Below are 21,936 nucleotides of genomic sequence, written 5' to 3'. Positions count from 1 at the left end.
AAACACTGGAGAAGCCGGGCGGCTTCTCCAGTGTTTTTGCGTTCAAGCCTTGAGGCAGAGGAGCACAGAAAATGTGCAGGAAGGCTTTGCTTCTGCTGTAATGCCCCCCCAGACCAGAAAATTCATTGGCATATACGAAATTACACCAAGAGTTTTAGGGGGAGGGGGCGTGGGGGAGGAGACCCTTTTTTAGAGCATTTAACTTTGATAAAAATTAAATGCTCTAATGCTGCACGAGAGTGCAGCGCGCCACAACGTGGCGTGGATTCAGCCGAAAATCACATTTTTCGACTGAATGACAACTTTGAAATGTGAAGCATTTCAAAGTTAATCTGGTCTAAGAGGGTCCCTCCCCCACAAAGCATTTCAACGAAACCTCGCACCGGCGTACGCCCGGCAGACAAGTCTGCCGGGGCGCTGCCCAATGCTATTTCGTGAACAGGATAAGGGCGATCATATCCAGATCTTCGGTGCCGCTGTTGAGGATGCCGTGCACCTCGCCGTCGTTACAGACAGTGACGTCGCCGGCTTTGACCTGTATGGACGTGCCGTTGTCGTTATAGGTTCCCTGGCCTTTGAGCACATAGTAGATTTCCAGTTCGCCGCTGTGCTTGTGGCTGCCAATGGCGCAGCCGGGCTTGAGGTTCACCACGTTGAACAGGCGGCCCTTGCCGGCGAGGCCTTCTTCATTGACGATCTTGGTGAACTTGGTGGTTCCGGGGCCGCCGAACATTTCTTTTTCAAATCCGTCAAGAGCATCAGCGCGATAGATCATATGTTCTCCTTGTGCCTTGGGTTTGGCTGCGGCCCTAGCGGGGCTGCAACTGTAACGCATAACGGTCCCAGGCGGTGGCGGGCCGGGCCGGACGCGTTTTGCCTTGCCTATGATTCGTCTTCGTCATCCTCGGCCTTGCCCTGTGCGGGCTTGGCCGTTACGCCGTCCGCTCCCGTCGGGGCGGATGGCCTGCGCCGGGGACGCCTGGTGGGCCGCCTGCTTACCGGTTGTTCCGATGACGGGCGGGCGCTTTTCAGGCGGGGCGCAATATCCTTGATGTGGACATCCAGCTGCGGGAAGGCCACTTCAATACGCTGCTTGCGAAACTCTTTTTCTATTTCCAGGCGGATGTCCGACGCGGTGGAAGAGCCCACGTCATAGTCGCGTACCCAGAAGGTCAAGCTGAAATCAAGGGTGCTGGCGCCAAAGTCCGCAAAGTTCACGGCTGGCGGGGGGTACTTGAGCACATTGCTGTTGGCGTTGGCCGTGCCCAGCAAGATGCGCATGACCACGGCAGTGTCGCTGCCGTAGGCGACGCCTATCTTGATCTCCTTGCGCACGGTGCGGCTGTTGCGCGTCCAGTTGATGAGGCGGCTGGCCACAAATTCCGAGTTGGGCACGATGATCAGGGCATTGTCAAAGGTTTCCACCATGGTGGCGCGCACGCTGATCTTGCGTACCCGCCCTTGGGTGCCGCCCACTTCCACCACGTCGCCAGCTTGCAGCGTGCGGCTGAAAATCAGGATGAGGCCGGAAAGGAAGTTGTTGACAATGGTCTGCATGCCAAAGCCGATACCCACGGAAAGACCACCAGCCACCATGGCGAGGTTGCTCAGTTCCATGCCAAGGGCCTTGAGCACGAAAAGGCCGAAGAAGCACCAGAGGGCGTAGGAAAACGCCGTCTGTATGGGGGGTATGAGGGTGGCGTCTATTTGCAGGCCCTGCTTGGGCAGACGGCCCAGAAAGCGGGAGCCCATGCTCACGGCTGTGCGCGTGATGTAGAAGGCGCTGACAATCATGAGCAAATGCAGGATGTTGAACTGCGTGGCCCCCACATTGACGCCCCGCAGGATGTAGTATTGCAGCAGGGGCAGGCCGCCGGGCAGGGTGCCCACCCACAGGGTGACGCCCACAAAGGCCACAACCAGCACCACGGGAGCGGCCAGGGCAACGGCCATGTGGGCCAGAGCGGCGCGCACGCCCTCCTGGGGCAGCTTTTCGCTTACGGTGGTCACAAAGCTCATGCCGCCCAGCGACAGTTGCAGCGCAAGGGAGCAGGACACGAAGCAGAGGTAGAGCACCATGCTGTACAGGTGCAGGCCGAAAATGCTCATGACGAGGCATATCCACAGCACCACGGGTTCTGTTTCCAGCACCGACGTTTCCGCGTGCAGGGGGCCGAGATCCTGTTCCTTGCGGCGGCGCATGCGGACGATGTCCACAATGAGCAGGGCCATCCAGATAAGAACCACCAGCGGCTTGACCAGCGGCAGGTATACAAGCACATAGGCGCACAGGGTCAGCGGGATAAGATGCCAGAGGGGCGAGCGCTCAAGCTGCACCTCGGGATATTTGAGCCGCCGCAGATCCCAGGCCAGATATATCTGGGCCACAATGAGGCTCAGGTTGCCGAAGGCCAGAAACAGCCTGAAAAACTCGCCCGACGCGGACAGTGAACTGCCAAGAAGGGCCAGGCCCACACAAAGCCAGGGCAGGGTTACATGAAAGATGTGTCTGACCGCAGGGGTGGATTTTTCGTTGAGCCAGCGGCGTGAGAACATCACGGTAATGACGCCCGTGAACAGCAGGCAGACGAAAAACCGCAGCACGGCCGTGCCCCAGCTTTCCAGCGTTATGGGCACCTCAACGGGGATGCGCAGCAGCATGCCCTGATAGGAATAGGTCATCTGCTTGGAAAAATCCGTCCAGGCCGACGTGCTGAGCCAGGGAACCGGCTTTTGCAGATAATAGTCCTTCCACAGGGCGGGAAGCTGGGTGGCGATTTCTTCACGGGTTTTTTCCAGCCGGTTGAGCAGGGCCAGCGACGGGGCCAGGGCCGTGTCGTACTGGGCCAGCACCGCTGTAAGCCGCAGGCGGGTCATGGCGAGCGAGCGGATGTATTCCTGCATTTCAGGGCTCAGGCGCTCATCGTGCAGGTCTTCGGGCAGGCTGTCGGCAAGATAGCTGATGCGCTCAAGCAGGGCCTGCGACTCCCCGCGCGCGGCCATCAGGGGCGCGAGGATCTTGTTCACTTCCGTTATGGTCACCGTCAGGCGGCGGCTGACGGCCTCCATGGCGTTGGGCCAGTTTTTATAGGTATTGCTCAACACAAGCAGACGGCGCGCCTCTTCAATAAAGGGCTGCACCTTTTCGCTCACGTTGAAGGCGCGGTCGCCAAAGGTGTCGCTCATGGCCAGAGCCTTGGCGTTGACCTCATCAAGCATGTTGTGCTGGTTGCTCCAGACCATGGACCAGGGGTCGTGCAGCACGCCGCCTTTTTCCTCTTCCGGCTCGGCCGCCTGCTCGTCGCCTTGCGCCTCTTTTTTGTCGGTTCCGGCAGGGCGGGCTTCACCCTTGTCGGTCTTGGGCGCGGCGGTTTCTTTTTTCTCGGTCTTGGGCTTGGAGGCAGGCTTTTTTTCGACCTTGGGCTTGGAAGGCTCTTTTTTCTCCACTTTTTCCGGTTGTGACGCGGGGGTTGCCGCGCCGGTTCCGGTTGTGGACGTCGCAGGCTGGGCGGATTCGGCCGGAGGTGCGACAGGCGCAGAAGAGGCGGCCGGAGGCACGACAGGTGCAGAAGAGGCGGCCGGGGGCGCGCCTTCGGGGCTTACGGGCACGGCAACCGGGGGTTCCGGCTGCGCGGCGGGCGCGGGCGTCGTGTCGGCGCTACGGGCAGGGTTGCCGCTTGCGGGGGCGGCAGTGTCCTGTTTGGATTTTTCGGTGGTGGTGGCCGGTTCTTGCGGCGCGGCCGCGTCGGCGGCCAGTGCCCGCTGTTCCGTCATGAAACAGCAAAGGATCAGCAGAAAAAAAGCAAGAAAACGGGATATGGAGTGCATGAACGACCTCAAGAGGATATGCCGGATTTTTCATCACTGCCCGGAGGGGGATTTCTCCCGTGGGCTGCAGGAAAACGGCGTAACATCATTGCCATTACGCCGTTCTGAATGCATACGCCAAGATCCGGACTTTGAAAAGAGCGCAAGGGCGGCAGAATCCCGGCGGCCCCTTGCGCCATGCCGCGATGACGTGCCCGCGCATGACGTGCCCGCCTGTCGTTGGGCGCGCCAAAGGCCTGCGCGGCCGCGCGGAAGTGCGCCATGTCCAAAAACGGGCATACAGGCGCATCCATGCGGCAAGCTTGTGAGGCGTAGCGGTCTGCAGGGCTGCCGCAGGGAATCGGGCGCGGTCGGGGCTGGACAAGGCGACCGCACAGCGGCATATTCGGCCAATGGAAAAACCGTCAGTTTCAGCCCATGCCGTGCCCGTGGCTCTTGCCCGTTGCGAAGGTTACGACCGCCGCTCCCTTGACCAACTGGTGGGAGAAGTGCTGGACGCCGCCCGCATCGCGCAGGAGTGCTCCCTCAAGGTGGGAACCAAGGTGCTTGTGAAGCCCAATCTGCTCATGAGCAAGTCGCTGGCGTGCACCTCGCCGGGGGTGGTGGCCGCCGCCTGCCGCTGGCTGCGCGACCACGGCGCGCAGATGGCCGTGGCGGATTCGCCGGGCTTTGGCCGTGCGCGGTCGGTGGCGCGCGCCATCGGGCTTGAGAGCGCCCTGCGGCCCCTGGGCCTTGACGTGCGTGAGCTCGACAGTCCCGTGCCCGTAACGCTGCCCCTGCCGCCAGGCTCCCGATCGGCGCATTCCGGCAAGGGGGGAACGCGCTTTCATGTGGCGCGCGCCGTGCATGAGTGCGATTTCATTCTTTCTTTGCCACGGGTCAAGGCGCACGGTCAGATGCTGCTTACCCTGGCGGTCAAGAACTGTTTTGGCTGCGTGAGCGGGCTGCACAAGGCTGTGGCCCATGCCCGCGAGGGGCGCGATCCTGCGTATTTTGCGGACTGCCTGGCCGCCCTGTGGGCTGTTTTGCCGCCAGTGGCGGCTCTGGCCGACGGCGGCGTGGCCATGCACGTCACCGGGCCGTCCGGGGGCAAGCCTTTTGTGCTGCATTTGATGGGGGCCAGCGCCTCGGCCGTGGCCCTGGATGAAGCCCTGTACGCCGTCTTCGGGCTTGCGCCCGAGGCCGTGCCTCTTGGGGCCGCCCTGGTACGCCGTAAGGCGCAGGGCAGCGCCGCGTCGGGCACGGAAGTGACCTTTCCCCTGCTGCGTCCCGAAAATTTCGACGCGCGCGGTTTTGAGTTGCCCAGAGAACTCTCCCACACGTCCTTTCATCCCGCACGTTTTGTGCAGAGTTGTCTACGCCGCGTCATCGCAGCCGTTAAAAAATAAGGGAGCCGAACATGGCCAGAATTCTTCCCGGTGAAACGGATATATATGCCATCACGGATTCGCGTCTTTCTCTGGGCCGCCCGCTTGAGGAAGTGGCCTCAGCCCTGCTGGGGGCAGGCGTGCGCATTTTGCAGTACCGCGAAAAGTGCTTCAAAGGCGGTGAAATGCTTGAGGAATGCCGCCTGCTGCGCCGCCTGACCAGGGAGGCTGGAGCCTGCTTTATCGTCAATGATCATATCGACATAGCCATGCTGGTCGGGGCTGACGGCGTGCACGTGGGACAGGAGGATCTGCCTGTGCCCGAAGTGCGCAGTCTTGTGGGGCCGGACGCGATAATCGGCCTTTCCACGCATGAGCCGGAGCAGGCGCTGGCTGCCAGGGGGCTTGGGGCGGACTATCTGGGCGTGGGGCCCATCTTCGCCACACAGACCAAGGAAGACGTGGTGGCCCCAGTGGGTTTTGACTATCTGGACTGGGTTGCCGCCAACATCGATCTGCCCTTTGTGGCCATTGGGGGCATCAAGACCCATAATATCGGCGATGTGGCGCGCCACGGCGCGCGTTGCTGCTGCCTTGTGTCCGAACTGGTGGGCGCGCCTGATATCGCCGCCAGCGTAAGGGCCGTGCGTGAAGCCATGGCCAAGGGTTTGCGCGGCTAAGACAGGCTCACGGGCAATCAGTTTTTGCGAAAGGCGGGACTCTCTGTTGCTGACAAAGAGTCCCGCCTTTGTTCGTGCGCCTGCCGCGTGTGCAGAGAAGCATCCTTGCGGGTTTGGAGCAGATATACTTTGCTATGGTGTGCTGAAAGAGGCCGTCACTGGAACCCCGTTTCAGAGTAAAAACGCTTTATAATATGGCAAGATATACTAAGAGTTTTAGGGGGTGGGGGTGTGGGGGAGGAGACCCTTTTGCAAAAGGGTCCCTCCCCCACAAAGCATTTCAAAGACCCACGGCTCTACTTTCAGGCTTCCTGTTTGTGAAGGCACTGCCGCAGGGCCGTCATATTGGCGGAAAGCATGCCCTTGCGCCAGACCAGTTCCGTGGTGGCCGTGCACAGGGTGTGTTTGAGCGGATGCACGGAAAGAATGCCCTCGGTCCGGCAGAGGGGCAGCACTGATTCCGGCACAGCGCCCACGCCCATGCCGGCAATGACGCCACCCACAATGGCGTGATAGGAGGCCAGTTCCGCTATGCGTTCCGGCTCGCGGCCGAAGGCCCGGAACCAGTTGACCAGGCGGTTGCGGTAGGCGCAGCCCCCTTGAAAGGCCAGCACTGTCTTGCGGCCAATGTCCTCGGGGCAGCGAATGGGGGCGTGGCCTTCGGGCGCGATGACCACCAGTTCCTCGGCAAAGGCGTCCATGCGCTCCAGCCGGTCGTCCTCGGGCATGTCCACCACAAAGGCCGCGTCCAGCCTGTTTTCCAGCATGTCTTCATACAGCGATCGGCTGGTGCCGATGACCAGTTCCAGCGAGATTTGCGGGTAGCCCGCGTGCAGCCGCGCCAGCACTTCAGGCAGGCGTACAGCCGCCGCGCTTTCCAGCGCGCCGATACGGAATTTGCCGCCCGGCGCCATGCCCCTGACGCGGTCTTCCGCCTCATCCACCATGGCCAGTATCTTGCGGGCGTAACCGTAGAGAGTGTGCGCCTTGTCCGTGGGGTAGAGCCGTTTTTTCTCCCGAAGAAAAAGCGGCACCCCCAGTTCTTCCTCCAGCTGGAGAATGCGCGTGGTCACGCCCGAGGGCACACGGTTCAGCTCCTTGGCTGCGGCGGTGATGCTGCCCGCCTCCATAACGCTGACAAGGGTTCGCAGGTCTGTCAGTTCCATATGTTCACCAATTTTGACGGTTATTGTCATTTTTATTCATTTGTAATGAATGTGACTATTATATACTCTGCGAGCAATGGCAAGCGGCGCGGTTGTCTGCGTCGTGTTCAACCTTGACGGTAGGCAGACATGAAAGAGACGTGGAAGTTTTTATGGCAGATGGCCATTCTGGCGGGCCTGTTCTGGGGCTCGGACTGGCTGGTGCGCACCGTGGGCCTGCCGGTGCCGGGCAATGTTTTTGGCATTGTGGTGCTTTTTTTCCTTTTGCTCACAGGGGTCATCAAGGAGCAGCACATCAGCACGGCGGCCAATTTTTTGCTCAAGCACATGGTGTTTTTCTTTGTGCCCGTGGCCGTGGGCCTCATGCAGTGGGGCGGCGTTTTTTATGAATATGGCTGGATATTGTTGATCGCCATTGTCATCAGCGCCATTTTGCCCTTGCTGACCGTGGGTTTGCTGGGCAGGGCACTGCGCCGCAGGGCGCGCAAGGGGGAGGGCGAGACATGCAATCCTACGCAAGCGTAAGCACGGTGCTGTGCATTCTGGGCACTTTGCTGGCCTATATGGCGGTGCGCGCGCTGTACCTGCGCTACAAGCATCCTCTGCTGAATATCGTGGCTCTTGGAGCCGCCGCCGTGATCGCCGTGCTGGTGTTTTTTGACATTCCCTACGCGGTTTACGAACCCTCGGCAAAAATCATGACAGCCTTCATCGGCCCGGCCACGGTGGCTCTGGCCCTGCCCCTGTACCGTTACCGCCGCGTGCTCTTGCGCTACGCGCTTGCCATCATGGGCAGCGTGTGCGCGGGAACCTTTGTGTCTATGTTCTCGGCAGGATTGCTGGCACGGGTGGGCGGTCTGCCGCAGGAGGTGGTCATATCCATTCTTCCCAAGAGCTCGTCCATTCCTTTTGCCATTGAGGTCGCGGGAATGTACGGCGGCATATCGTCGCTGACGGCGGCATTTGTGGTGGCAACGGGCACGCTTGGTTCCCTTATCGGCGGGTGGACTTTGAATCTGGCGCGTGTGGCCGATCCCTTTGCCAGGGGGCTGGCCCTGGGCACGGTATCCCATGCCCAGGGCACGGCGGCGGCTTTGCAGGAAGGAGAAGAGCAGGGGGCCATGGGCGGACTGGCGCTCATACTTGCGGGTATTTTTACCGCAGCCCTGGCTCCTGTTGCGGTTTCGCTGCTGATGCGCGTGCCGGTTTTGGGCTAGATTATAGAGTGTCGGCACATTGAAATGTCTTGTGGGGGAGGGACCCTTTTATAAAAGGGTCCCTCCCCCCCACCCCCACCCCCTAAAATTTTTATTGTTTCTTAGTATGTTGCAAAAAATTTTTAGGTTTAAAGCGGGGGGGCCGGGAATTTGCCTGTGGTGTGCAAGCGGTGGTGCGTAATTTTTACTCATATGTCACGAAATCGTGAGTAAAATTGTCGCACCCCCAGGATGAAGCCCCAGTGGCACTTCTATAAATTATTTATAAAAAGCTTGGAGTTAAACAGATTTTCCATGGCTGGCACGGCTTTTGCCAATAGCTTGTTGCTCCCGCTAAAGGTAAAGCAGGCCAGCCCTCCAGGCAGGGGCTGACCGCAGATTGGATTGTCCACACCCTCCTCCTGTGACAACCCCCACGCGTCAGGCGGGCGCAACCCAGAGCGCCCGCCTGACGTCCATGCTCAACCCAGTGAGCTTCCTTGCAACCCCGCCCGGCACATACCCCGGGCGGGGTCTGGTTTTATTAGGGCTTCAGACTGCTGGGCGCGCCAGCGCGCGCAACGCAGAACTGGCACAGGGCGGTAGTGCCCATTCCCTGCCGGTTCTCCGCCGTCTGCGGCATGTGCGGCATTTCTGCCATCCGCGCTTCGGCGCTTTGGCGCGTGCTATTCCACGCGCTTGAATACCAGTTGGTCGAACTTTCCGTCAGTCTTGCCGTCATTTTTAAGGATGATGGTGTTGGGATCCTTGAGGACAAAGTTGAGGGTGTTGCCGTTGTCGTTTTTGAGGGTGATGGTGTCGCCCTTGTCGGCCACGACGGTAAATCCCCCGGTATAGGCAACGCCGCCAAGTGCAAAGGCAATGGTCTTGTTTCTGGCGTCAACGTCCACACGAAGGTTTTGCACAAGGCCTTCAAGCATCTTGGACACAAGGGGAATATCGGCAAAATCCTTGCGAACTTCGGGGCTTGCCAGCGCCACAGTGCCCGCAGGGTCGCCCCGCCACTTGCCGTCAAGCTTTTCAAGATTGCTGCCGCAACCAGTCAGCAGCAGGACGATAAAGAGCCATGCAAATTTTTTCATCATAAAACCTCCTGCAGCGGGCTATGGGCCCATCCGCTTTTTGGCATTCATTTCTTCGTTGATGCAATGCTGCATGACCGTATAGCTTCCCCGGCCTGTCTGAGCCACATCCGTGCAGTGGCGCAGAATGTTTTCCGGCAGGTCGGTCATGGTTGCAATGGCCGTTCTGGCTTCGCGCTCCGCATCAAAGCAGCCGGATTCGATAAGGGGGCTGCCCATGGCCACGCTTTTGCAGTAGGCGGGAATATCAAATTCAGGCACAGAGCCTGCGTTCTGTTTGTTTTTGCCCACTTTTTGGGGGCCTTTTGTGGCAGCGGCGTAGCCTGCCAGCGCGCCCGCCATCACGGCGGCCTGCTCCTGGCCCAGTTCCTGCCCCTGCCTGCGGTATTCCGCGTCAAGCCAGGCCGTGAGTTCTTTTGCTTCGTCTTCCGTCAGCGGACAGGGCGGCAGGCCCTCCTTGTTCTGGGCCTGAAAGGCCCATACGCCCGCAGCCAGCTTGCGGAGGCTGTCCTGCGGGTTGGCCAGGGCCGGGGTGTATAGGAGCGCCGCCACTATGACGGCAAACAGGCTGATACAAAATTTTCGCACGCCATCCTCCTGGTGGGCTGTCATGCGTCAAGGCTAGCGTCATTTGCTTTGAATTGCCAGCAGGTATCCGGCATCGGGCGGTGGGTGAGCGCGGCAAGGCCGGGCATGACGGTTTGCCTGTGGCGCGTAATGGGGCAGGCCGGTCACCACCATGCGCACGCATCAGGATGCCGTGGGAGTGTTGGCATGCCTGCCCACGGGGTTTTCATGCCATGCCCCTGTTCTGCTCCTCTGCCATGTCGGGCGGGGGCGTGGCGCGAGCCGTGGGCGTGGCGGGGGCGTGCAGTCGAAGTCTTATAGAGCATTTTACCTTTGAAAAAGTGTAAATGCTCTAACGCTGCACTTTCGTGCAGCGCGCCACAACGTGGCGTGGATTCAGCCGCGCTTTAGCCGTTGCGACGCAGGAAGCTACGGATAAAGACAGCATGAGTAACTATACATCTTATTCTGCGTAATCGCTGTCGCCATTCGTAAGGCTCGCAGACTCGCCAACGACTGCCGCAAAGACAGCAATTGGTTAATAGAGCGACCAGCCTGCTGATGGTTATTGCGAATCGCATTTTTCGGCTGAATGAAAACTTTGAAATGCTTCTCATTTCAAAGTTGATCTGCTCCAGTCATGCTTGCGACAGCAGCAAGCCTATGTCCATCCGCGCAGCGTCGGCTCCGGCAAGCGACCGTTCAATTTCAAGTCCCGGCTCTTCACTCAGATCCCGCAGGTAGGGCCGAACGGATATCCCGCCAGGGCCCAGGGCGACTATGACCGTGGGCAGGGCCGGAAAGTCCGGGTTTGTGTGGCAAACTACGCCGCGCTCGCCGTTCGATAGCTGTACGGGCGTTCCGGTCGGGTAGATTCCCAGCATCTTGATAAAACGCTCCACATAGCCCGGCGCCCATACCTGGTTCCGCATTTTGTACATGACAGCCAGGGCCACATTGGCAGGCATGGGGTCTTTGTAGACGCGCTGGGAGGAAAGAGCGTCATAATGGTCGCTCAGCGAGAGGATGAGGCCATAGATGCTTATGGTGTTGCCTTTCAGGCGGTTGGGATACCCTGTGCCGTCGTACTTCTCGTGATGTTGCAGCACGCCTTGCAATATTTCGTGATTTGCGTCTTTCTCCCTGGCGAGGTGGGCGTGGCCAAGCTCCACATGGGCCTGCATGACTGTCCGTTCCGCAGGGGTGAGTTTGCGCGGGGCGTTCAGCACTACCTTGGGGATGAATATTTTTCCGTAATCATGAAAAAGCCCGGACAGCCCCACAAGGTGCAGCTTGTCTTGCGGCAGCCCGAGATACTGGGCATAGGCTATGGCTATTATGGCCACGTTGACAGAGTGCGTGTGGGTGTCCTTGTCGCTTTTTTTGAGCTTTGTCAGGGCTATGAGCGCGTCCCGGTTGCGGTTGAGGCTCTGGATGACAGCTTCGACGCAGGGCCGCGAGGCCGCCATGTTCACGGGTTTTCCCTGGGTATCCTGCATCAGCTCTCGTATGTGTTCGAACGCATCGGCATATACCGCTCGTGCCCTGGGGATTTCCTCGCCCAGTGGAGCCGCCGAAACGCTTTGGCTCGGCCATGGGATGTTGACGGTGGAAAGCCCGGCGTCAAGGTCATGATATTGGCGAAACCGATTGGGATCGTGGCAGATTTCAGTATAGCCCTGCCTGGCAATGTCGGAGATGGCGCTTTGCGTTGTGAGAAACCCTTCCTGCATATAGAGCATGGGATATTCAAGCCACGAGACGCCAGGATCAACGGTATACATTCCAGGTACAGCATCTGAAATGGCTATTCGGGAGGGTTTTGCGTGTTCAGACATATGCTGCAACGTGTGCTGTGCCAGAGTTGTGGTGTATCAGGCCGCGCTCCGCGCGGGTATTGGGCCGCAATGCGCGGCACGCAAAAAATCACTGGAATGACGCAGGCCAGCCGGAGCCTCGCGCGCTGGTGCTTGTCCTCAGAGCGCCTCACAGGGTCCTGCAGGTCGCTGACCTGCCTTTTTCAGCGCGCGCCCGACAGAGCATGCACACTTTTTCAAAGGTACTCTGCTCTAGTTAGGGAACAGTGTGACGGCGTTGAATTTTTTCTGTTTACCCATACCGAAAGGCAGAGGCCAGTCATTCGAACATGCTATGGTAAATATGGATTTCTTGTGTGTATTTGAAGACTAGCAACGGCATTTACCGTATCATACTTAAAAATAAAGGAATTTTTTTTTAAAAATTTTACTAAAACGAATTGACAGGATTGGCAGGGTTTCCTATATCTGAAATTGTATATAGATTCTTTAGAGTGTTGCCGGATGGCAGCGCGATGCGCAAAAGTCACCCCACAAATTGTCCCCTCCAACCCCGCGGGGATCATATGGAACAAGCTTCATCATGCGCCCGGAACTTCGCAATGAAGACCGCCGGACGCCCACGCAACGAACGAGTCACCCTGGTCTCCTCTGACAAGGGTATGGCAAATAACTTCCATCTTGATTTTTTGCAGGGCCTGCCGCAAGCCATTGCCGTGGTGCGTGTTGACCTTGATATGATGGGGCGCCCCAGCGACCTTGTGCCTGTCTACGGCAACCAGGCGCTTTTTTCGCTTTTCGGCGCCTGCCGCGAAAGGTTCATCGGCTTTTCGCTTATCAATTCCCGGATAAATTTGGATAAAAAGTGGCTGTATGCGTTCTGGGAAACCTCCTGCCATGGTCGCGTGCAGGAGCTTACGGATTTTTGGCCCGCTCTCGGCAGACACCTTATGGTGACCTGCCATCAACCGCAGTTCGGGTATTGCACCTGCCTTTTTCAGGATGTGACCGAACACGTGCAGCTGGAAAAAGAGCGAGAAAAAAACCGGCAGAAGCTTGAGGCGCTTTTACACAGCGCGGTGGACGTGGTTTTTCAGATGGACCATGCCACGCAGGCCATAGCAAACCTGGAAGAAAGCATGACGAGGTACGGCAAGCTGTTCAAGGGGCGCAGCGTGCCGGAAGCCCTGTTGCAGCAGGGAATTTTCGCCCCGGGGCAGGACGACAAGATTGGTGAAATGGCCAGTCTTGTGCGTAACGGCCTCATGGACTGTACCCGCGAAGTGCGCGCGCGGGTTCGCCTTAACGCCGCCTACACGTGGCACAGTCTGACCCTGGTGGGCTACCCCGACCCGCAGACGCGGGACGTGTGCATAATAGGCTTTCTCAAGGACGCGCATGATCGTGTAAAAGAGCGCGCTGACCTGCGTAACCGGGCGGAAAAAGATGCCCTTTGCGGCATTTACAACCGTGCCGCCGGCGAGAGCCTTATCACCCTCAGGCTGGGAGAGCAGGAAGAGGGCAGGCAAAGCAGCGCCGCCATGTTCATCTTTGATCTTGACGATTTCAAAAGCATTAACGACTCGTTGGGTCATTCCTCAGGAGACGCAGTGCTCAGGGCTTTTGCCGCGGTGCTGCGCCAGGTTTTTCGCAGGGATGACGTGGTGTTTCGCCTGGGCGGCGATGAGTTTGCCGCATTTGCGCGGAACTTGCCTCTGGAGCGGATCGAAAAAATCTACGAAAGGATCATCCTTAAGCTTGAGGAACCCCTTGCTTGCGGAGTGCGCGTAAATGCGTGCGCTGGTGTGGCCTACAGCCCGGGCGGGCGTCACACCTATGACGATTTCTATATGACCGCAGACAAGGCCCTGTATATTGCCAAGGAAGGGGGCAAAGGAAAGTCCAGCATTCTTTGCCTTTACGGGAATGGGTCCTGAGCGCCGGGGGCCTCCACCCCGGCGTTCAGGATAGCATGCGTTCAACCAGCATACATAGCGGTATTGAATTTGTACGTCGTGGCGTGTGTCTTGTAGTGTGCTGTGTCAACCAAGCGCCATGGTGCTGCATTTCGTGGCATGCACGCACCGGCTGCTAGTGTCAGGGTCCGGACGTAAAGAGTCGGATAATACTGCCAGACGCAAGGCGTACAAAAAACGAGGGCTGCCAGTAGTGGGGCAGCCCTCGTGCTTTTTTGTTCTGCGCTGGGTACGGCCAAGGCGTCCAGTACAGTGTACCCTAAATAAAGGTTATGCTCTAGAGCAGATTAACTTTGAAATGCTTCACATTTCAAAGTTTTCATTCAGCCGAAAAATGCGATTTTCGGCTGAATCCACGCCACGTTGTGGCGCGCTGCACTGTCGTGCAGCGTTAGAGCATTTACACTTTTTCAAAGTTAAAATGCTCTAAAAACGGGATGCGATCAGGTCTTCAAGCGTCCGCTTGGGCACATGGTGCAGGCCCTCGGCATCGCGCCAGTAGCCGCACGCGCCGTCGGCGGGCATGGGGGCGACCACGCGTTTTTCCTTGGCAACGCCCAAACCAAGAACAAGCGCCACCTTGAGATCGGCAGGAACCTGCAAAAGTTCGGGGACAGCCTGATGATCAAAGGACTTGATGATGCAGCAGCCCCAATCGCGGCTGCTGGCGGCAAGCTGTATGGTTTGGGCAGCTATGCCCACATCATAGAACGTCAGTTCCCCGCCGCCCTGGGGCATGAGAATGGCGATGAAGCCCGTGGGGCGCTCGCCGGGATGGGGGCCGCCCCAGTCTTTGAGGGCTCCTGCCCAGCGGGTCAGGGGAAACAGCTTGTGGCAGGTTTCGCCATGCGCGACCAGGCTGAAGCGCAGTTCCTGCGCGTTTTTGGCCGAAGGGGCCAGACGGGCGCAGTCCACAAGCCACTCCAGGTCTGCCATGGTCAGGGGCCGGTCTTCATAAAAACGGCGGCAGGTTCTGGCCTTTTCCGCCAACTCTCTGAAATTCATGGGTTCCTCCTTGGTTGCCCAGGCAAATGAACTGACCCTACTCTACACCGTACTTGCCAGAAACCACAACTGCCCCCACTGGATGCCCGCGCCCAGAAAATCGCCGGAAATGCCGCCCCTGCTGCGCGCAAGTGTCGCAATCTGACGCAGGATAAAAAACTGTCCAAGCGCGGTGACGGGCACGCGCCACCATGCATGGTGGCCAAGCAGGGCCAGCCCGCAGAGTGCCAGCAGGGCTGCCAGGGCGTACCATCCGGCCAGTGCGGGGCTCGCGCCCGCGCAGGTGAGGCCCCCCAGTGAATCCGGTTCGCGGGGCGGCGCAAGGGCCGCCAGCCAGATTACGCAGGCTCTGCCCCAGGCAGGAGCCGCCACGAGCCAGAGCCATTGCCCGGCCTGGATGTGCCAGCACACAGTGAGCCACATGCCCCCAAAGGCCAGCAAAAGATGCAGAGCGCCGAACGCTCCCAGGCGGCTGTCCCGCAGGATGGTCCAGAACCGTTCGCCCTGGGCCCCGCTGCCGCTTGCGTCGCCAAGGTCGGCGAGACCGTCCCAGTGCAGTCCGCGTGTGCTCCATACCTCAAGGGCCATCCAGAGCCAGGCGGCAAGCGCCGCGCACAGCAGGGGGTCGGCCTGGGGGCGTCGCCACAGCACCAGAAAAAAAAGCCAGCAGGGCAGTGTGACGGCAAGGCCAAGGCACAGGCCCGCCGGGCCGTAACAGGGCAGGCAGGGGCCAAGGTCGCGGCCGGAGCAGTCAGGCCGGGGCGGAACAAGGCGCGTCAAAAAAGCCAGGGCGTCGTAGCAACGTCCTGGCCATGATGTACGGTGTTGCGGCAGCGCCAAGGCTGACGTCCTAGCGGGTCATGGGGTGGTTGAACGCCAGGGCGTAAAGATGGTGGAAAAAGTCCACGTACTCCACGTTGATGCGTTCGGGAACCTTGATGCGGGCCGGGGCGAAGTTGAGAATGGAGGTTATGCCCGCGTCCATGAGGTGCTGTGCGGCTCTTTGCGCCCTTTCGGGGGGCGTGGTGATGATGCCGATTTCAATATTGAGGTCAGAGACCATATCCTTGAGGTCGCGGGTGCAGTGCACCTCAAGACCGTGGACGATTTCGCCGATCTTGAAGGGATCACAATCGAATATGCCCACGATATTGAAACCGCGGGCGCGAAATTCACTGTGGTTGAGAATGGCTTTACCCAGGTTGCCGACGCCGATGAGGGCCATGCGCCACTCGCGGTCAACACCAAGCGAGGAAGTGATGGCGGCAATGAGGGATTTTACGTGATAACCTACGCCGCGGATGCCGAATTCGCCAAAATAGGCCAGATCCTTACGCACTTGGGAGCCATTGACTCCGCATGCCTCGGCCAGGGGATTGGAGGAAATGACCTCCACATTATCGCGTGAAAAGTTTTCAAGCACCTGCACGTATGTTGCCAGGCGTTGAATGGTTGCGCGAGGGATGTGTTTGCTTTTCGGTTGGTTAGCCATAGTGTACCTTCTGGAAAGCCGCGAGCTTGTCAACGGGAAGATGTCATCTCGTGAAAGAAAGTGTCTATCAAAAAACTGTAAATGTGCAAGCTGAGCCTTGTATCGTATTGCTATCTCCAACAGCATATAAAATATATACAATTCTATGCCGTGGCAATCCTCGCAACAACCTACCGTTATTAAGTTGAGTACACAACTATTGACGGGCTCTACCTGCCGATGAGATAATAAAAAGATGTCCAGTGTGCGGCCGGGAATAGCTGCATGTATTTTATCATCAATTATAGCTGGTTATACATGCCGCACTTGTGTTCTTTTGGCACATCCCCGGGCCGTAAAACAGGGGCCGGGGCGCATGTTACAAAAAGAATTTTTATGAGTGAAATGCTACTATAAAAGGCGACAAAGGTTAAGCCCCAAGCCCCAAGTTCCTTCGTATCCTGCAAAAATTCTTGAGCAGATCAACTTTGAAATGAGAAGCATTTCAAAGTGTTCATTCAGCCGATAAATGCGATTTTCTGCTGAATCCACGCCATGTTGTGGCGCGCTGCACGAAAGTGCAGCGTTAGAGCATTTACACTTTTTCAAAGGTAAAATGTTCTATGTAAACGCGGAAAATACAGGCCCATCGCCAGTCCATTCAGGGCAGGCAGGGGGATTTTGTCCGGCCGTACTATTTTTCGCATTCTGCGAGACGCTAAATTTAATTTTTTTCTTTGTGAAAAACACCACCCGCCGTGGCGCGTCCTTTCTTCTGCTGCAGGGCCGGGGGTGCAGAAGGTAAAAAAAAAGGAGGCCGGAGCCTCCTTTTTTTGCAAAGCTGATCCAGCCCTACGCGTAGGGGTTGGCGTACAGCAGGATGAAGCTGATAACCAGAGCGTAAATGGCCAGGGATTCGATAAAGGCGAAGGCCAAAATCATGGTACCGGTGATCTTGCCGCTTACGTCAGGGTTGCGGGCAACGCCTTCGCAGGCGCCCTTCAGGCCAAGGCCCATGCCGATGCCGCAACCGAAGGCGGCGATGCCGATGCCAAGAGCAGCGGCCAGGCAGGTGTAGCCAAGGGCCGAGGCGTCGAGCTGGTTGGCGGCGAAAGCCATGCTGGCCATACCCAGCAGAGCCACGGTGTTCAGGGCGATCATCAGAAGTTTACGCATGAGACACTCCTTGCACTGTTGTATTGTTGGGTCGTAAACGACCATTCCCCACTATGCAGCGCCTGTTTTACGTCCGGCGAAGGACGCCCGCGGATGATCCGGCGGGGAGGGCGGAAGGCCGCCCTGTGCAAGGCTAGTGTTCGGGTGCTTCCAGAGCGCCCTTGATGTAGAACATGGTCAACATGAAGAACACGAAGGCCTGCATGGTCTTGCCCAGAAGGAAAAGCGCGTAGATGGGCAGGGTGCCCAGAATGGGCGCCATGACGAAGAACAGCACCATAACGATTTCTTCACCCCTGATGTTGCCGAAAAGACGGAGGGAGAGAGAAACCGGACGCGAAAGGTGCGACACCACTTCCAGCGGGAACATCAGCGGAATAAGAAACTTGGAAGGCCCGGTGAAGTGGTGGATGTAGTGCGTTTTCCAGCGGATGAGACCCACGGCGTTGTAGAACACGAGCACAAAAAGCGCCATGCAGACCGTGGTGTTGAGGTTGGCCGTGGGTGCGTCGAAACCGGGCACCAGACCCATGAGGTTCATGCCGAAAATGTAGATGAAAATGCCCGCCAGCAGCGGCACGAACTTGCGCCCGTTCTCGCCCATGGTCGCGATGATGAAGTTTTCAACAGTGTCTACCAGTGCCTCGAAAAAGTTCTGCAAGCCGCCCGGCACGAGGGTCAGGCGTCTTCGCATGATCAAGGCCACAGTAAACAGGAGGGCCATACAGACCCAGGAGTAGAACACATGCTTGAACTCCACCATCTGTCCACCGATGGCGATTTCGTCCATGCCCATAAATGTGGAGAGCAATACCGGATGCGGCAAACCACCTGCCATGAGCCCTGCCTCCTGGTCGATGCGCGCCATTGCGGCGCTGCGTTGATGTAAAGCCCTAAGGCCGTTCCCCTGAAATTTTCGTGCCGCCCTACTGGCGGCGCATGCGCCCTTGCGCGTGCTGCGGACCAGTGCGCGTGCGCCCTAGTTGTTCGCGCTGCGCCTGATGGCGCGCGCTGCCAGGGCAAAGCTCGCAAGGGCGAAAAATCCGCCCGACACCATGCCCCCCACAAGGGCAAATACCGGAGCCTGGCACTCGATGAGGGAAATATAAAGAATGCCCCCCACCACAATAAGCCTGCCAAGCCAGCGCACCAGAACGATGCGCAAAAAAGCCGTGCTGTAGTCGCCCAGCCCCCGGCGCAGAAAAAAGCGCGCCAGACCCCAAAATGTCCAGGCCATGATGGCCAGTCCCACGCCAAACCAGAGTACCCAGGGCATTACCGTGAACAACAGTGCCCCTGCAAGAAGAACAAAGGCGGTAAGCAGAAACTCGTTGCGCACCATCACGCGCACGGCGGGGTGGTCAATGCCGCGCCGCCAGAGCCATGCGTCAAGGCTGTGTATCATGCTCTTCCTGTCGGTCACGGCTCTCCGTCTTGCCCTGCCCCGTGGGGGCGCTTGCGCCGTCGGGCGGCTGTGCAAGGCCTTTACGCTCTGCGTCCTGCCTTGCGATCTTTCGCAGCAATGCCTTGGTGTCGCGGTAAACATTCAGAAAACCGGCGGCAATGCCAATAAACAGAAAAATCAGTTTGCCCCAGGGGCTCGTGTGCAGCCAGTAGTCTATGCCGTAGCCTATGGCAAAACCAACCGCCGGGCCGCTGACCAGATGCAGGCCGATAACCCCGGTATTCGCCATGGCTTCAAGGCCGCTTTGCTGCTGCTTCAGAAAGTCCTTGAATGACATGCTACCTCCGCGCTGCCTGCGTCCTTTGTGTCGGGCCGCAATATCCGCATACTATTCGCGCGTTAAGGGTGGCAATGTCAAGAGCCCCAACGCTGTGTAAATTATCACAGCCTTCAGGCCGCGTCAATGGCTTCGCCGCGGAAAGATGCGGGTCATGCGCATTTACAGGCTTTGCCACAGGGTCAGGCACTCGATATGCGGCGTATGGGGAAAAAGATCCACAGCGCGCATCTCCGCCAGCCTGTAGGCGCCGCGCAGTCGGGCCGCGTCTCTGGCCAGGGTCGCCGGATTGCATGATATATAGAGGATGGTGTGCGCGTTGAGCCGCAAGAGGGCGTTGAGCGCACGGGGCGCAAGACCGGCGCGCGGCGGGTCCACCAGCACTGCGTCCCAGTGTTCTGTCTGGCTCCAGTAATTTTCCTGCAGGGGGGCGAGCTTGTCCAGGTGAAGACCGGCGTCGCCCGTCTCATAGACGCAGTGGTCAAGGCCCATGCGTTTGGCATTGGTCCGCGCCAGAGCCACGGCCCTTGCGTCCTGCTCCAGCCCGAGCAGGCGGCCGCAGCGCTTGCCCAGCAGAAGCCCGGGAGCGCCGACCCCGCAGTAGAGGTCAAGCAGGGAGGGCTTGTCCTGATGCACGTGGCGCTCGAACATGTCCACGGCCATAGTGGCCAGGACTTGCGACGCCGCTGTGTTGACCTGAAAAAACGAGGCCGCGTCAAGACAGAAATGTTCACCGGCAAGGGGCAGCCAAAGGCGCGCGGCGGCGGGGTCGGCCTCGCCGGTGTTGCCAAGCACGGCAACGCGCTTTTGTCCCAGCACAAGCGCGTCTTCGCTGGCGCGCTCTTCATGCACAAAGCCCGACAAGAGGGGAAAGGTTTTCAAAAGCTTTTGCCCGATGGAGCGCACCATGGCCTGCTGCTCAGGGGTGCCGGGGCTTGTGATGCACAAGGCCCACCAGCGGGGGCCGCGCAAATCGGAGTCCAGCGCCCTGCGCAGAACCAGAAAGCGCCAGAAACCGCTGCCGCGTTTGCGGCTTTCGGCGGCTTCCATCGCCGCAACGGAGGACGAGCGCCAGCCCATGCGTGTCCGCTTGGGTTTGCCGGGCGATCGCTCGGCACGTCCTGTCTGGAAGTCAAGGTTGAGCTGGTTGTCGTGCGCCTCGTCCGTGCCCTGGCCGTCCAGGCGGTACCTGGCTGCGTCCTTGGGCGTGTGCGCGGGCAGGCCTGATTGGGCGGCAAGGCCGGTCATCATGTCCACCATGCCGCGCGCTTCGACCGACATGAGGGCGCAGTGCGGCACGGAAATGACGCCGCGTCCGCTGCGGCGGCGCATGCCGATGGTCAGCGGCTCCTGGCCGCCTCCGGCAAAGGCCAGTTCCACCTTGTTGCGGTAGCGCCGCATGGCCGGCGAGGGTTGGACTTCGGTAAGCAGGCTTTCCATCTGATCAGCTTCCATGCCGCCGATGCGTATCATGGCGTCAAGGGCAATGCGGCGCTTCCAGTGGAGCTGGGTGGCATAGGGCATGGTTTGCAGCGGGCACCCGCCGCACTGTCCGTCATGAGGGCAGATGGCGGGCACGGCATGGCGCGCGGGCTGCACAACCTCCAACGCTTCCGCTTCGATGAAACTGGATTTGCGTCTGATGACGCGGGCGCGCACAGTCTGGCCGGGCAGGCCGCCTGTGACAAAGATTACGGTTCCCTGGTTGCGGGTGCGCCCTGCGTGAGCTTTTTGCTCATTGGTCGTCAGGACGTGCTGGCAGTGGGCGCGAGCGAGCCCTCGGCCGTCGTGGGTCAAATTTTCTATCTGAAGGGTGAGAATATTGTCGTTCATTGCAGGGAAATATAGCAGTGTGAAGGCCGCATGCCAAGAAAAACTATCTTGAAAAATGGCCTGTGCGAACCAGATTTGTGCGGTTTGTGACACGATCCGTGATTTTTGCTTGTGCCTGGCGGCGGCTTGATGTACAAGCGCCCTGCGGCTGCATGCCCCGTCTTTTGGCGGTGGCGGCGCGTCCTTGCCGAAAAATTGCGGAAGGCGCTTGACATTTGCCGTGCAATGGGGCAAATATGCCTTTCTCTTTTTGGAGGTTGATATCATGTACGCGATTATAGAAACCGGCGGAAAACAGTACCGCGTTGAAGAAGGTTCCAAAATCGTTGTGGAAAAGCTCGCGGCTCAGGCCGGAAGCGAAATTTCCCTGGACAAGGTGCTGATGGTCGGTGGCGCTGAATGTAAAATTGGCGCTCCTTATCTTGCCGGTGCCGCTGTCACGGCGGAAGTGGTGGATCACGGACGTGGCCCCAAGATCAAGGTGTTCAAGCGCTGGCGCCGCAATGACTCGCGCAAGATGCGCGGTCATCGTCAGGACTTCACCACCATTCGCGTCAAGAGCATCAACGGCTAGAACCTTTCAGGTTCCGGCGGGCGTGAGGGTGAACGCCCCGATGTCCGACAATGGCAGCCGCAAGGCTTTTATTGTTATGGCGAGCAAAAATTTATTCGCCCGGCTGAACCGTAGTTCAGCGCACCAGGGAGGCTACTATGGCTCATAAAAAAGCAGGCGGCTCTTCGCGTAACGGCCGCGACAGTGCAGGACAACGACGCGGCGTCAAACGCTTCGGCGGTCAAAGCGTTCTTGCCGGCAATATTCTGGTGCGCCAGTTGGGCACCACCGTGTTTCCCGGCGTCAACGTGGGCATGGGCAGGGACTTTACCCTGTTCGCCAAGATTGACGGCGTGGTGCGCTTTGAAAAGTATATCCGCAAACGCCGCGTGCTTACGCGTGTGCATGTGGAGGCGGCCGCCAGCTAACGCGGCCGCGTGGAATTTGTCGAAAGGG

22 protein-coding genes are annotated in these 21,936 nt (G+C 58.9%); 7 read left to right on the top strand and 15 right to left on the bottom strand.

Annotated features, from left to right (window positions below; all coding sequences use genetic code 11):
- Window positions 1-427: 427 nt before the first annotated feature.
- Together DESU86_RS06050 and DESU86_RS06045 are read right to left on the bottom strand one after the other, a co-directional pair.
- Window positions 428-775, bottom strand: coding sequence for a cupin domain-containing protein (locus tag DESU86_RS06050; RefSeq protein ID WP_179980229.1), 348 nt, complete (start codon window positions 773-775; stop codon window positions 428-430).
- 107 nt (window positions 776-882) lie between these two features.
- The gene (locus DESU86_RS06045; protein WP_179980228.1) at window positions 883-3,828 is read right to left on the bottom strand and encodes a mechanosensitive ion channel family protein; all 2,946 of its coding nucleotides are present in this window, start codon (window positions 3,826-3,828) and stop codon (window positions 883-885) included.
- A 392-nt stretch (window positions 3,829-4,220) separates the two neighbouring features.
- Here DESU86_RS06045 and DESU86_RS06040 point away from each other — a divergent pair, with 392 nt between their 5' ends.
- Window positions 4,221-5,216: a DUF362 domain-containing protein gene (locus DESU86_RS06040; protein ID WP_179980227.1), complete on the top strand. Its 996-nt coding sequence runs from the start codon at window positions 4,221-4,223 to the stop codon at window positions 5,214-5,216.
- Between the two features lie 11 nt (window positions 5,217-5,227).
- Window positions 5,228-5,875, top strand: coding sequence for a thiamine phosphate synthase (gene thiE, locus DESU86_RS06035; protein WP_179980226.1), 648 nt, complete (start codon window positions 5,228-5,230; stop codon window positions 5,873-5,875).
- Window positions 5,876-6,177: 302 nt separating this feature from the next.
- Here the strand turns inward: thiE and DESU86_RS06030 are convergent, their stop codons facing one another.
- The gene (locus tag DESU86_RS06030; RefSeq protein WP_179980225.1) at window positions 6,178-7,041 is read right to left on the bottom strand and encodes a LysR family transcriptional regulator; all 864 of its coding nucleotides are present in this window, start codon (window positions 7,039-7,041) and stop codon (window positions 6,178-6,180) included.
- Window positions 7,042-7,170: 129 nt separating this feature from the next.
- Here DESU86_RS06030 and DESU86_RS06025 point away from each other — a divergent pair, with 129 nt between their 5' ends.
- Window positions 7,171-7,566, top strand: coding sequence for a CidA/LrgA family protein (locus DESU86_RS06025; RefSeq protein WP_179980224.1), 396 nt, complete (start codon window positions 7,171-7,173; stop codon window positions 7,564-7,566).
- The gene (locus DESU86_RS06020; RefSeq protein WP_179980223.1) at window positions 7,545-8,258 is read left to right on the top strand and encodes an LrgB family protein; all 714 of its coding nucleotides are present in this window, start codon (window positions 7,545-7,547) and stop codon (window positions 8,256-8,258) included. The genes DESU86_RS06025 and DESU86_RS06020 overlap by 22 nt, the downstream gene beginning before the upstream one ends.
- A gap of 251 nt (window positions 8,259-8,509) precedes the next feature.
- Here the strand turns inward: DESU86_RS06020 and DESU86_RS06015 are convergent, their stop codons facing one another.
- The 4 genes from DESU86_RS06015 to DESU86_RS06000 form a co-directional block, all read right to left on the bottom strand.
- Window positions 8,510-8,650, bottom strand: a complete 141-nt coding sequence (locus DESU86_RS06015; protein WP_179980222.1) for a hypothetical protein — start codon at window positions 8,648-8,650, stop codon at window positions 8,510-8,512.
- A gap of 273 nt (window positions 8,651-8,923) precedes the next feature.
- Window positions 8,924-9,343 carry a hypothetical protein gene (locus tag DESU86_RS06010; RefSeq protein WP_179980221.1) on the bottom strand — a complete coding sequence of 140 codons (420 nt, stop codon included), beginning with the start codon at window positions 9,341-9,343 and terminating at the stop codon, window positions 8,924-8,926.
- Between the two features lie 18 nt (window positions 9,344-9,361).
- Complete coding sequence (locus tag DESU86_RS06005) at window positions 9,362-9,928, bottom strand: hypothetical protein (RefSeq protein ID WP_179980220.1); 567 nt, start codon at window positions 9,926-9,928, stop codon at window positions 9,362-9,364.
- 617 nt (window positions 9,929-10,545) lie between these two features.
- Window positions 10,546-11,745, bottom strand: coding sequence for an HD-GYP domain-containing protein (locus DESU86_RS06000; protein WP_179980219.1), 1,200 nt, complete (start codon window positions 11,743-11,745; stop codon window positions 10,546-10,548).
- A 545-nt stretch (window positions 11,746-12,290) separates the two neighbouring features.
- On the opposite strand from DESU86_RS06000, the gene DESU86_RS05995 reads away from it, so the two are divergent.
- Window positions 12,291-13,661 carry a GGDEF domain-containing protein gene (locus tag DESU86_RS05995; RefSeq protein WP_179980218.1) on the top strand — a complete coding sequence of 457 codons (1,371 nt, stop codon included), beginning with the start codon at window positions 12,291-12,293 and terminating at the stop codon, window positions 13,659-13,661.
- 465 nt (window positions 13,662-14,126) lie between these two features.
- On the opposite strand, the gene DESU86_RS05990 is transcribed toward DESU86_RS05995, so the two are convergent.
- From DESU86_RS05990 to DESU86_RS05955, 8 genes are all read right to left on the bottom strand, one after another.
- The gene (locus tag DESU86_RS05990; RefSeq protein ID WP_179980217.1) at window positions 14,127-14,705 is read right to left on the bottom strand and encodes a nitroreductase family protein; all 579 of its coding nucleotides are present in this window, start codon (window positions 14,703-14,705) and stop codon (window positions 14,127-14,129) included.
- A gap of 42 nt (window positions 14,706-14,747) precedes the next feature.
- Window positions 14,748-15,545 (bottom strand): adenosylcobinamide-GDP ribazoletransferase, encoded by a 798-nt coding sequence (locus tag DESU86_RS05985; RefSeq protein WP_232088278.1) that lies wholly within the window; start codon window positions 15,543-15,545, stop codon window positions 14,748-14,750.
- 10 nt (window positions 15,546-15,555) lie between these two features.
- Window positions 15,556-16,197 carry a redox-sensing transcriptional repressor Rex gene (locus tag DESU86_RS05980; RefSeq protein WP_179980216.1) on the bottom strand — a complete coding sequence of 214 codons (642 nt, stop codon included), beginning with the start codon at window positions 16,195-16,197 and terminating at the stop codon, window positions 15,556-15,558.
- 831 nt (window positions 16,198-17,028) lie between these two features.
- Entirely contained in the window at window positions 17,029-17,352 is a 324-nt protein-coding gene (atpE, locus tag DESU86_RS05975; RefSeq protein ID WP_179980215.1) for an ATP synthase F0 subunit C, read from the bottom strand.
- Window positions 17,353-17,485: 133 nt separating this feature from the next.
- Entirely contained in the window at window positions 17,486-18,190 is a 705-nt protein-coding gene (gene atpB, locus DESU86_RS05970; protein WP_179980214.1) for a F0F1 ATP synthase subunit A, read from the bottom strand.
- A gap of 141 nt (window positions 18,191-18,331) precedes the next feature.
- Entirely contained in the window at window positions 18,332-18,757 is a 426-nt protein-coding gene (locus DESU86_RS05965; protein ID WP_179980213.1) for a hypothetical protein, read from the bottom strand.
- A complete protein-coding gene (locus tag DESU86_RS05960; RefSeq protein ID WP_179980212.1) occupies window positions 18,741-19,094 on the bottom strand; it encodes an AtpZ/AtpI family protein in 354 nt (117 codons plus the stop codon). The genes DESU86_RS05965 and DESU86_RS05960 overlap by 17 nt, the downstream gene beginning before the upstream one ends.
- A 162-nt stretch (window positions 19,095-19,256) precedes the next feature.
- Window positions 19,257-20,927 (bottom strand): class I SAM-dependent RNA methyltransferase, encoded by a 1,671-nt coding sequence (locus DESU86_RS05955; protein WP_179980211.1) that lies wholly within the window; start codon window positions 20,925-20,927, stop codon window positions 19,257-19,259.
- Window positions 20,928-21,192: 265 nt separating this feature from the next.
- On the opposite strand from DESU86_RS05955, the gene rplU reads away from it, so the two are divergent.
- Both rplU and rpmA read left to right on the top strand, forming a co-directional pair.
- On the top strand, window positions 21,193-21,501 hold the full coding sequence (gene rplU / locus DESU86_RS05950; protein WP_179980210.1) for a 50S ribosomal protein L21: 309 nt from the start codon (window positions 21,193-21,195) through the stop codon (window positions 21,499-21,501).
- Between the two features lie 137 nt (window positions 21,502-21,638).
- Window positions 21,639-21,908: a 50S ribosomal protein L27 gene (rpmA, locus tag DESU86_RS05945; protein ID WP_179980209.1), complete on the top strand. Its 270-nt coding sequence runs from the start codon at window positions 21,639-21,641 to the stop codon at window positions 21,906-21,908.
- Window positions 21,909-21,936: the final 28 nt, after the last annotated feature.

This window comes from Desulfovibrio sp. 86 (genome assembly GCF_902702915.1).
Taxonomy (GTDB): domain Bacteria; phylum Desulfobacterota; class Desulfovibrionia; order Desulfovibrionales; family Desulfovibrionaceae; genus Desulfovibrio.
Note: the sequence above shows the minus strand (reverse complement) of the source record. Positions and strands in the feature narration are given on the sequence as shown.

Bases quoted from the DNA above. Each gene is read 5' to 3' on its own strand.
- DESU86_RS06050 (WP_179980229.1), bottom strand. From the start codon at position 775: ATGATCTATCGCGCTGATGCTCTTGACGGATTTGAAAAAGAAATGTTC.
- DESU86_RS06045 (WP_179980228.1), bottom strand. From the start codon at position 3,828: ATGCACTCCATATCCCGTTTTCTTGCTTTTTTTCTGCTGATCCTTTGC.
- DESU86_RS06040 (WP_179980227.1), top strand. From the start codon at position 4,221: ATGGAAAAACCGTCAGTTTCAGCCCATGCCGTGCCCGTGGCTCTTGCC.
- thiE (WP_179980226.1), top strand. From the start codon at position 5,228: ATGGCCAGAATTCTTCCCGGTGAAACGGATATATATGCCATCACGGAT.
- DESU86_RS06030 (WP_179980225.1), bottom strand. From the start codon at position 7,041: ATGGAACTGACAGACCTGCGAACCCTTGTCAGCGTTATGGAGGCGGGC.
- DESU86_RS06025 (WP_179980224.1), top strand. From the start codon at position 7,171: ATGAAAGAGACGTGGAAGTTTTTATGGCAGATGGCCATTCTGGCGGGC.
- DESU86_RS06020 (WP_179980223.1), top strand. From the start codon at position 7,545: ATGCAATCCTACGCAAGCGTAAGCACGGTGCTGTGCATTCTGGGCACT.
- DESU86_RS06010 (WP_179980221.1), bottom strand. From the start codon at position 9,343: ATGATGAAAAAATTTGCATGGCTCTTTATCGTCCTGCTGCTGACTGGT.
- DESU86_RS06000 (WP_179980219.1), bottom strand. From the start codon at position 11,745: ATGTCTGAACACGCAAAACCCTCCCGAATAGCCATTTCAGATGCTGTA.
- DESU86_RS05995 (WP_179980218.1), top strand. From the start codon at position 12,291: ATGGAACAAGCTTCATCATGCGCCCGGAACTTCGCAATGAAGACCGCC.
- DESU86_RS05990 (WP_179980217.1), bottom strand. From the start codon at position 14,705: ATGAATTTCAGAGAGTTGGCGGAAAAGGCCAGAACCTGCCGCCGTTTT.
- DESU86_RS05980 (WP_179980216.1), bottom strand. From the start codon at position 16,197: ATGGCTAACCAACCGAAAAGCAAACACATCCCTCGCGCAACCATTCAA.
- atpE (WP_179980215.1), bottom strand. From the start codon at position 17,352: ATGCGTAAACTTCTGATGATCGCCCTGAACACCGTGGCTCTGCTGGGT.
- atpB (WP_179980214.1), bottom strand. From the start codon at position 18,190: ATGGCAGGTGGTTTGCCGCATCCGGTATTGCTCTCCACATTTATGGGC.
- DESU86_RS05965 (WP_179980213.1), bottom strand. From the start codon at position 18,757: ATGATACACAGCCTTGACGCATGGCTCTGGCGGCGCGGCATTGACCAC.
- DESU86_RS05960 (WP_179980212.1), bottom strand. From the start codon at position 19,094: ATGTCATTCAAGGACTTTCTGAAGCAGCAGCAAAGCGGCCTTGAAGCC.
- DESU86_RS05955 (WP_179980211.1), bottom strand. From the start codon at position 20,927: ATGAACGACAATATTCTCACCCTTCAGATAGAAAATTTGACCCACGAC.
- rplU (WP_179980210.1), top strand. From the start codon at position 21,193: ATGTACGCGATTATAGAAACCGGCGGAAAACAGTACCGCGTTGAAGAA.
- rpmA (WP_179980209.1), top strand. From the start codon at position 21,639: ATGGCTCATAAAAAAGCAGGCGGCTCTTCGCGTAACGGCCGCGACAGT.